The following is a 9644-nucleotide window of genomic DNA, read 5'->3' as shown; positions in this document are numbered from 1 at the left end:
GATACTAAAAAAGAAGTTGAGTTCAATCTGTCTCAGCTTCTTTTTAGTTACTACAAGATAAGGGTTGGCCCGTAGAGACTCAACTTGGTTTTGACTTGGTCAAAGTGGAAGCGGTCATAGGCTCTCCAAGCGGCACGGGTAGGGGCATCTGGATTGAGAGCACTGAGGCCCATGAGAAGACTGGAAGTTTGGTAAAATTTTTCCAGCTCAATCAAGAATCGATTATCCACTGTCTCAGCTTTAGAGAGAAAGCGGAGGATATTGTCCAGCTGCTCCTGGAAACGGACATCGTCAGTTGTTGCCTGTTTGCAGACTTGGTAGGCTTTGTTTAACTCAGTTATCAGTGTCTGAGCTCTTTTGATTGGGTCTGTATCCGTCATGAGAATTCCTCCTTTGTGATGGTTTTAAAGTTGTTTTAAGCCTTTGTCTTTCTAATCATAGCCTATCACTTTTTACTCTTTTTTTATCTACAAATCTTTAATTGTCATTGAAATTTCCTGAATGGTAATAGCGGGATTTTATGATAAAATAGTTGTAAGGTTATCATGGTTATTTAGTAAAAAATTCAACACTTTAGGAATTTTTGAGGACCGTTTAGGATTTGGTGAAAATTAGTTGCTAGACTTATGATATCCTCTCTACAGGAGGTTTTATCCATGAACTATATCATCATCCAAAAAGAGAAAGAAATTTTTAAATTAAACATAAAGGATATCTACTATATCCAAACGCATCCAAGTAAAGCCCATACCGTGCAGATTTTTACTAAAGAAGCTAGCTTTGATCTGTTTCAAAATTTAAGCAAGCTTGAGAAACAATATGGGGATACCTTAACGAGATGTCATCGAAATTGTCTGGTCAACCTTGAACGAGTAAAATCCATGGAACTCCAATCAAAGACTCTTTTTCTTGGAGAAGAAGGTCGATATGCTGTTCAGTATTCCAGACGTCGTTATAGAGAAATTCGCCAAAAATGGTTGAAAGAAGGAGAGTAAGAAGATGAGAATTTTTGTTTTAGAAGATGATTTTTCCCAACAAGCCAGAATTGAAACGACGATTGAAAAACTTTTGAAAAAACAGAGTATCATTTCCAGTTCTTTTGAAGTCTTCGGGAAACCAGACCAATTGCTGGCAGAGGTGCATGAGAAGGGGGGGCACCAGCTTTTCTTTTTGGACATTGAGATTCGAAATGAAGAGATGAAGGGACTAGAAGTAGCTAGAAAGATTCGAGATCGAGATCCCTATGCCCTGATCGTCTTTGTGACGACTCACTCAGAGTTTATGCCCCTGTCCTTTCGCTACCAAGTTTCAGCTTTGGACTACATTGATAAGGCCTTGTCGGCAGAGGAGTTTGAATCTCGTATCGAGACAGCCCTCCTCTATGCCAATAGTCAAGATAGTAAAAGTCTGGCGGACGATTGCTTTTACTTTAAATCAAAATTTGCTCAATTCCAGTATCCTTTTAAAGAGGTTTACTATCTCGAAACATCCCCAAGACCCCATCGTGTTATCCTCTATACCAAGACAGACAGGTTGGAATTTACGGCGAGTTTAGAGGAGGTTCTCAAGCAGGAGCCACGTCTCTTGCAGTGCCATCGCTCCTTCCTCATCAATCCAACCAATGTAGTTCGTTTGGATAAGAAAGAAAAACTCCTTTTCTTTCCTAATAGCGGAAGCTGTCTGATCGCGCGTTATAAGGTCAGGGAAGTGTCTGAGGCTATCAATAACTTACATTGAGCTAGGAGAGTTTATGAATATTGCTTGGATATTATTGCATACACTTATTACTAATGGGCTAGAAATTGTCATTTTCTTTAAGGTGGATGGAATTGGTCTCACTTTCGAGAGGATTTTTAAGGCCTTTCTTTTTAAGATACTGTTGGCCTTTGTTTTTGTAATGATTGGCTATATAGTAGGAAATATTTACCTATCTTATTTTATGGAACCCTTGTATGGCATCGGCTTGTCTTTCTTACTGTTAAGAGGGCTTCCTAAAAAACTTCTCTTCTTTTATGGTCTCTTTCCAATGATATTGGTGAATCTCTTTTATAGAGGGGTCTCCTATTTTGTGCTTCCATTTTTGGGACAAGGGCAAGTATATGATGACTACTCATTTACTGGGTTATGTATAATAATTTTCAATTTCTTCATTTCTCTAGCCTTTTTGAAATGGTTGGACTATGATTTTACTAGTTTGAGAAGGGAGATTCTAGATAAAGCCTTTCAAAAGTCCCTGACTCAGATTAACTGGATAATGGGGGCTTACTATTTGGTGATACAAAGTCTGTCTTACTTTGAATATGAGCAAGGTATTCAATCAACGACTGTTCGCCATCTCATCCTAGTGTTTTACCTACTCTTTTTTATGGGGGTTATCAAGAAATTGGATACCTATTTGAAGGACAAACTCCATGAGAGACTGGACCAAGAGCAGGACTTGCGCTACAAAGATATGGAGCGGTATAGTCTGCATATAGAGGAGCTTTACAAGGAAGTACGGAGTTTTCGCCATGACTACACCAACCTCTTGACCAGCTTACGACTAGGCATTGAAGAGGAGGATATAGAGCAGATAAAAGAGGTCTACGACTCCGTCTTGAAGGACTTCAGCCAAAAATTGCAGGACAATAAATATGACCTTGGCAGATTGGTGAATGTTCGGGATCGTGCCCTCAAAAGTCTTCTAGCTGGAAAATTTATAAAAGCTAGAGAAAAGGACATTGTCTTTAATGTCGAAGTTCCTGAGGAGATTCAAGTCGAGAGTATGAACCTGCTTGATTTTTTGACCATCGTATCTATCCTTTGTGACAATGCCATTGAAGCCAGTGTAGAGGCCAGTCAACCTCATGTTTCAATCGCCTTTTTAAAAAGTGGAGCACAGGAGACCTTCATCATCGAAAATTCCATCAAAGAAGAGGGCATAAATATTTCTGAAATCTTCTCTTTTGGAGTTAGTTCTAAAGGGGAGGACAGAGGTGTTGGTCTTTATACTGTCATGAAGATTGTGGAAAGTTATCCCAATGCTAGTCTCAATACCACCTGTCAAGATCAAGTCTTTCGTCAGGTGCTTACTATGATACCTATAGAATGATGAAAAAATAAGACCGAGAGTGCTTGTTTCTCGGTCTTATTTTTTATAGTTGTATTGGATGATGAAGTCCTTTCGTATTGTTATGCTTAATTATATTAAGGCTGTATAAGATATCTTCCCACCATCCTCCACCTGTAATTTGGTTGAGTTCGGTAGTTGTTAGTTCTTGAAATGAGGTTAGATTTTGATTCTTATCCATGTTACAATTCTCCTGTTTTATAAGATAATAAATAGTTATAGAGTGTTATCTGAAAATTAATCAGAATGTGTTAAAATTTTATCTTTGAAATAATCAAAATATGTTTTCTTTGCAGTTACACTAGTGACGCGACCTTGTAAGCCATATTGGATGAGTTTACTATCCTCATTAGATAGTTTTGCAAGAGCGGTTAATTTAAAGAGATTTCCTTGCTCTGTTCTGGTAGGAGTTTGATCAATTGTCTGAAGTTGGCCGATGATGGTAATGCCATGATTTCCAATCTTCTCAAGCTTTAATCTTACAGTTTGTCCTTTATCTAGTAAGGGGAGATAGTCAGATGATACGTAGTAAGTGATTAGTACTTCTCTTGTATCTGTTATAATAGGGAATATTTGAGCAATTTCTGTACCAGTTGGAATTCTATTTTTACCTTCAAATTCACTGTTCAGATGAACGATACCTTTACTTGGAGCGGTTAAGGTATTGTTTTCTAAGCGCTGTGTCGCTTGATCTAGTTGTACTTTTAATTCTGTTAATTGATTCTCCACGGTTAGTTGTTGCTGAGAAGCTGTCTGTAAAAACTGAGTGCGAAGTACATCAATTTTGGTTTCTAAACTATTGTCATAAGTTGCTACACTTCCAATACCAGCTTGTTGAATTTTAAGATTGGCGATAGATGATTCGAGACCTGTAACACTTTGATTAATTTGAGAGAAAAATTGCTCATCTATAGCTCCTTGTGTCTGTCCTTGTGATGCTACAAGATAACTATTCAAGGTTGACTGGTGTGGATTACCAGTTGGTAATCGAGATTTTTTATTTATGATAGCATCTCTCAGTTCTTCATATTCTCCAATTCGTTGTTGGATTTTTATGATTTCTTGTTCGATAGCTGATGAACTGCTATTGGCAAGGTTGGCTTGATTTGAAACCTCAGTGTTAGTCTTTGATATACCCAGTTCAATATCACGAGCTTGTTTGGTAAAATTCATAAAGGTATTATGGTAGCCAAACTCATCCTCACCAGAAAAAAGATCGGTATTTTTTTCTAAGCTTTGTTTCAAAATTCCAAGTCCTTCTTTTTGCTTCTCAAGTCTTTGTAATTGAGTTTCTAAGGCAGTTTTCTGGCTCTCTTCCATTGTTTCAGAGTATTTGATGAGTAAATCACCTTTCTCAACTACTTGATTTGCCACTAAATGATTAGCTAAGATAGTATTATCACTGGTTGACTGAATGGATGCAATGACACTTGTAGGAGTGACTTCTCCTTGCGATGTAACAGTAATCTCTTTTGTAGCAACAAGGGAGAAAATCACGATGAAAGTAAACAGTAATGAAAGTGGTATGATTAATACTGTCGCATAATTATGGTAACGTCTCTGATAAAACTCGACGCTTCTAAAAAGATTAGGATTCATAACATTCCCCTTATTTGTTGAATAGATGATGGTAGAAGCCCTGCGCCTTCATTAACTCTTGATGACTACCAACTTCAATGATTTTACCCTGGTCAAGAACAATAACACTATTAGTTCGTTCGGCTATACTGAGACGATGGGCTACAAAGAGAATGGTTTTATCAGTTAGGGACATAAGATTATCTATAACTTTTTTCTCAGTCAAGACATCAAGACCGCTAGTAGCTTCATCTAGTATTAAAACAGGAGCTTTAGTTAAAAGAGCACGAGCGAGGGCTATTCGTTGCTTCTGTCCTCCTGATAGACCAGCTCCATCAGAGAGCTGGGTTTGATAGCCCATAGGCATTCTTTCAATGTCTTGACGGATTTCAGCTAATTCACAAGCTTTTAGAATATCTTCTTGGCTAATCATATGATTACCTCCTAAGGTTAAATTTTCCAATATAGAGCCATTAAAGATATAGGCTTGTTGAGGCAGGTAATTAATATGACGTCGTAAGACTTTTTTATCAATGTTTTTAATATCCTGATGATTGATGGTAATATGTCCTTTGTAAGGGTCAAAGAAATTAACAATCATTTTGGCTAGAGTTGTTTTACCAGAACCACTAACTCCAACCAGGCTTACCTTATCTCCTTGTTTAATCGTTAGATTAATATCCGTTAAGGTATCTCGTCCAAAACCATACTTATAAGAAAGATCATCAAATTCAATATCGCCCATCAAAAAATGTGAATGAACAGGAGTTTCTTGGACTTGAAACTCAGATTCGACTAGATAGACTTCGTTCAAACGGTTATTAGCGACCTTCGCAGATTGGAGTTTGGTTTGGAGGTTGATAATATTTTCCATAGGAGTTGTAAAGTAAGAAAGAAGTGTGTTAAAAGTAATCAGCTGACCGATAGAAATTTTACTCGACATGACTAATTGAGCGCCAAACCATAGGATAAGGATATTCAGAACTAATTTTGTTCCCTGCTTTAAACTCGTTTGTAAAATAGAATATTTGCTGAGTTTAAAGGACTTTTCCAAATAATCTACAAATTCGCTGTCTATATTTTGGTAGCGATTTTCTTCACTTGTGAGTGACTTGATGGTTTCAATCCCGTTAATATCTTCGATGATGGCAGAACTAACCATAGAATTACTTTGCATGACATCGTGGTTCATTTTTTCAAAAGGCTTCATAAAAGAAAAGATGATGAACATGTATATAGGAATGGAAATAAGAGAAAGAAGGAAGAGACTAGGGTTTTGTGCAAGTAAGACGCCCCCTACAAGAATCAGAATGGAAACATCAAGAAAAAGAGAGAGAATGGTAGAAGCCAAGGCATCTATGATAGAGTTGGCATCTGTGAACCGTGAAATGATTTCCCCTGTACGACGTGTCGCAAAGAAAGACATAGGAAGTTCAAAAATATGGCGAATATAGGATAAAATCACATCAATACTTAATCTTTGACTCAGAACGGTTAGGAGATAATCTCTGGAGAAGCTCATGACTTGTTGGAGGATATAGGTTATAACCAGACCAACTGAGATGATTCCTAAAGTTGATTTCATCTGATTTGGAATGTATTCATCCAAGATTCCTTGAAGATAATAAGAACCACCGATATTGATAATCGTGACCAATAAGCTTGAGAGAACGATGTAAGCAATGAGAGATTTTTGCTTGAAAATCAGAGGAAGGAAGCTTAGTAGACCATTCTTTTTATCTTTATGGGGTTGATAGCTGGGTTTGGGAGCTAGAAAAATAGCTACTCCAGTCCATTCAGAGAAAAAGCGTTCTTTTGACATTTTGGTGATTTTTACAGAAGGGTCAGGATCACCAATAATCAGATAGTCTTTCTTTGTTTGATAGACAACATAGTAATGTTGGAGTTTTCCTTCTTTGTTAACGTGAACGATAAATGGATAGGGGACATCACTCATGTCAAAGAGAGTTTTATCTGCTTGAACAGGTCTTGTTTCAAAGCCCATTTCATCAGCGGCTTTTACAATGCCAAGAGCAGTCGTTCCTTCTTTATTGGTCTTTGCAAGTTCTCTCAAGTGAGCTAGAGAAAAATCTGAACCATAGAATTTAGCAATCGAGGCTAAGGCAGCAACACCGCAGTCTCTAGCATCTATTTGAGGAACAAATGTACGTTTATAAGAAGTCATTGGCAATTCCTTTCATATAGTAGATAGGTATATTATGCCATAATAATAAGTTCATATTTTATAAAATCTTGAATAGTCATTGAAACTTCCTGAATGGTAAAAAAGTGATTAGAAATTATCTTTTAAAAAAATTTTAGAGGTGGTTTTAAATAAAAAAGCTAATTTAAGACGTTTCGATGACAATTCAAGATTTGGATGAAAAAATTTAATAAACAGCGATATACTAAACTTGTCAAAGTTGCAACAAGACAAAAAAGAAATGTATCAATCTTACAGGTTTTACTCATAGTAAATACTTATAAAGTATATTGTATGAACCAGATTAGAGTGTATATCAATTTTGTAAAATGGGGGGCTTGATGAAATTTCAAAACTGTAGTTCACAATTTGGCCTATGTTTATTTGGTCTGTACTTAATTGTAGAACATCAGGATTTATTAAACTTTATTATTGGAGGTACGTTAATTATTACTTCCATTATATCGTATCATGTTAATTATAAGAAATACAAAAGGAGAAAAAATGATTGATTTAGCCATTAATGACTTAGAAAATGTTGTTGGCGGAGGGAATGCGTTGTCTTGTGCGACCGGAATTGGCATGAGTGGTGCCATTTTAGCAGCCGCTTCAGGTCCGATTGGCTGGGGAACTTTTGCACTGCTGGCGGTTGGAGCAGCGGCTACTGGATTTGGCACAGGATATTCTTGTGGTGCATGGTATTACACTGGTGATTAAGGAGATAATTATGAAAAATATTGATCAAACTACTCTAGAAGAAATTTCTGGAGGTGGGAACATTGCTGATTGTGCGTATGGTATTGGTGCCAGTGCGTTAGCAATTGCGGCAGGACCTGCTGGTTTGGCAGGTTTGCTTGTGGCAGGTGCAGCTGGTTTTAGATTAGGCTATGCATGTACTAGTTTATATCTTCACGGGGATTAATTTATTATTTTCATTGTTTAATTACTCTTAAACATTTTAAATATACAATATTGTGACTCAACTTGTGGTTTTGATACAGTTTTAATAGAGCCTGAGATAACACTCTCTCTGACTCATGCAAAAAGCAACGGCTTTAAAACCGTTGCTTTTTGCCTTGTTATGTGACTATTAGTCCGTGCTATAATCAACGTAGAACAGATGATAAAATAGGATTTCTTATTCATTTAATGAACCTCACATACTATGGTATTTAGTTTCGACCCCAAGAAATATTCTTCAAACTACTGCAACATCATCTCGCCATAAAGCAGTATTGTCTGTAACTATTTTCCTAGCTTTCTTTAAATATTGATTTTTGATTGAAGATAAGAATGGTAAGCTCATTAACAATTTTCCAAAAAAATCGTGATACTATATTTTTTTTTTGATTTCTGAATAGTATTCGTTATGTTGGTAATAAGAAAGTTTTTTCAATTCAAGATGTTTCGATGACAATTCAAGATTTGGATGAAAAACTTTAACAAATAGTGCTATACTGAAATTGTCAAAGTTGCAACAGGACAAAAATTAAAAATAAAAAAGGAGTATTTGTCATGAATACAAAAATGATGGAACAATTTGAGATTATGGATATTGAAGAACTCGAAATAGTTAGTGGAGGAAGAGGCAATTTAGGATCTGCAATCGGTGGTTGTATTGGAGCAGTACTATTAGCTGCTGCGACTGGTCCGATAACTGGGGGAGCAGCAACACTTATTTGTGTAGGTTCAGGAATTATGTCCTCTTTGTAAGATTATGATTCTTAAATATAGTATTATTATCGCTATTAATTTACTGTCTTATTTACTTACTTACAAAATATCAAAGTTATCTAAGAATGATGAGAATAAGATAGTTAGCAAAATTTTAATTATATTATCAATCGTTTATGTAATCGTTGATGCTTTACTTAGTTGATGGATTGGTAGGAATAAAAAACTTAACTATAAACTATTATTTACTAATATTTTTTGCTTTCTGCAAGTTAATAAATAGTATAGTAAAACTTTTTATTGCAAGGAGAATAACGAAATTAAGATATTTTAGATACTCAAGATTATTGAAATCTTAGACTAAAAAATAGGTACTGCTACCTTTAAGAAGATAGTAGACGTATATACTTTTTTAAGAAAATCAAAAAGATACTATAAAAAATCTATTTGTTTATTGAATTTAAGACTTTAGTAACAAATTGAAAATAAAAAGGAGGTATTCATCATGAATACAAAAATGTTGTCACAGTTAGAGGTTATGGATACTGAAATGCTTGCGAAAGTTGAAGGGGGGTATAGCTCCACTGATTGTCAAAATGCACTGATTACAGGAGTCACTACGGGAATTATAACTGGTGGAACTGGAGCAGGTTTGGCCACTTTAGGAGTAGCTGGACTTGCTGGTGCATTTGTTGGAGCACACATTGGTGCAATTGGGGGTGGATTAACATGCTTAGGAGGTATGGTTGGTGATAAATTGGGACTAAGTTGGTAAGACTTATAGTAAAATTATGAGGATTCTATTCTGATTTATTTTAGTTTTTTAAAAAAGGAGTATTTGTCATGGATACAAAAATGATGTCACAATTTTCTGTTATGGATAATGAAATGCTTGCTTGCGTTGAAGGTGGAGATATTGATTGGGGAAGAACAATTGCTTGTGGAGCAGGGATTGCGTATGGCGCACTTGATGGGTATGCAACAACTTATGGTTCGACATTTCTATTGGGACCATATGCTATAGGAACAGGTGCAATTGGTGCTGTACTAGGTGGGATTGGTGGTGCACTCACCTGTTAG

The 9644-nt window shown here is 36.1% G+C and carries 12 protein-coding genes; 8 read left to right on the top strand and 4 right to left on the bottom strand.

What is annotated here, in order from left to right:
• Window positions 1-50: 50 nt before the first annotated feature.
• Window positions 51-380, bottom strand: a complete 330-nt coding sequence (locus RQ973_RS02535; RefSeq protein ID WP_311522640.1) for a helicase BlpT — start codon at window positions 378-380, stop codon at window positions 51-53.
• 276 nt (window positions 381-656) lie between these two features.
• Between RQ973_RS02535 and RQ973_RS02530 the strand changes: the two genes are divergently transcribed.
• From RQ973_RS02530 to RQ973_RS02520, 3 genes are read left to right on the top strand one after another with little or no spacing between them, the layout of a single operon-like run.
• Window positions 657-995: a LytTR family DNA-binding domain-containing protein gene (locus RQ973_RS02530; protein ID WP_311522639.1), complete on the top strand. Its 339-nt coding sequence runs from the start codon at window positions 657-659 to the stop codon at window positions 993-995.
• Window positions 996-999: 4 nt separating this feature from the next.
• Window positions 1000-1737, top strand: coding sequence for a LytTR family DNA-binding domain-containing protein (locus tag RQ973_RS02525; RefSeq protein WP_311522638.1), 738 nt, complete (start codon window positions 1000-1002; stop codon window positions 1735-1737).
• Window positions 1738-1750: 13 nt separating this feature from the next.
• The gene (locus RQ973_RS02520; protein ID WP_311522637.1) at window positions 1751-3091 is read left to right on the top strand and encodes a sensor histidine kinase; all 1341 of its coding nucleotides are present in this window, start codon (window positions 1751-1753) and stop codon (window positions 3089-3091) included.
• A gap of 43 nt (window positions 3092-3134) precedes the next feature.
• Here the strand turns inward: RQ973_RS02520 and blpC are convergent, their stop codons facing one another.
• From blpC to blpA, 3 genes are read right to left on the bottom strand one after another with little or no spacing between them, the layout of a single operon-like run.
• Complete coding sequence (gene blpC, locus RQ973_RS02515; RefSeq protein ID WP_061862666.1) at window positions 3135-3290, bottom strand: quorum-sensing system pheromone BlpC; 156 nt, start codon at window positions 3288-3290, stop codon at window positions 3135-3137.
• 56 nt (window positions 3291-3346) lie between these two features.
• Window positions 3347-4708 carry a bacteriocin secretion accessory protein gene (locus tag RQ973_RS02510; protein ID WP_061862667.1) on the bottom strand — a complete coding sequence of 454 codons (1362 nt, stop codon included), beginning with the start codon at window positions 4706-4708 and terminating at the stop codon, window positions 3347-3349.
• A 10-nt stretch (window positions 4709-4718) separates the two neighbouring features.
• On the bottom strand, window positions 4719-6872 hold the full coding sequence (blpA, locus tag RQ973_RS02505) for a peptide cleavage/export ABC transporter BlpA (protein WP_061862668.1): 2154 nt from the start codon (window positions 6870-6872) through the stop codon (window positions 4719-4721).
• 576 nt (window positions 6873-7448) lie between these two features.
• Between blpA and RQ973_RS02500 the strand changes: the two genes are divergently transcribed.
• The 5 genes from RQ973_RS02500 (at window position 7449) to RQ973_RS02480 (ending at window position 9644) form a co-directional block, all read left to right on the top strand.
• Window positions 7449-7607 (top strand): hypothetical protein, encoded by a 159-nt coding sequence (locus tag RQ973_RS02500; RefSeq protein ID WP_311522636.1) that lies wholly within the window; start codon window positions 7449-7451, stop codon window positions 7605-7607.
• Window positions 7608-7617: 10 nt separating this feature from the next.
• Complete coding sequence (locus tag RQ973_RS02495) at window positions 7618-7812, top strand: hypothetical protein (RefSeq protein WP_061862669.1); 195 nt, start codon at window positions 7618-7620, stop codon at window positions 7810-7812.
• A gap of 593 nt (window positions 7813-8405) precedes the next feature.
• A complete protein-coding gene (gene blpI / locus RQ973_RS02490) occupies window positions 8406-8603 on the top strand; it encodes a bacteriocin-like peptide BlpI (protein ID WP_311522635.1) in 198 nt (65 codons plus the stop codon).
• 466 nt (window positions 8604-9069) lie between these two features.
• Window positions 9070-9339, top strand: coding sequence for a bacteriocin-like peptide BlpJ (gene blpJ / locus RQ973_RS02485; RefSeq protein WP_001093248.1), 270 nt, complete (start codon window positions 9070-9072; stop codon window positions 9337-9339).
• 68 nt (window positions 9340-9407) lie between these two features.
• Window positions 9408-9644 (top strand): Blp family class II bacteriocin, encoded by a 237-nt coding sequence (locus tag RQ973_RS02480; RefSeq protein ID WP_033684811.1) that lies wholly within the window; start codon window positions 9408-9410, stop codon window positions 9642-9644.

Source organism: uncultured Streptococcus sp. (genome assembly GCF_963511325.1).
GTDB lineage: Bacteria > Bacillota > Bacilli > Lactobacillales > Streptococcaceae > Streptococcus.
This window is presented reverse-complemented; position numbering and strand designations above follow the sequence as displayed.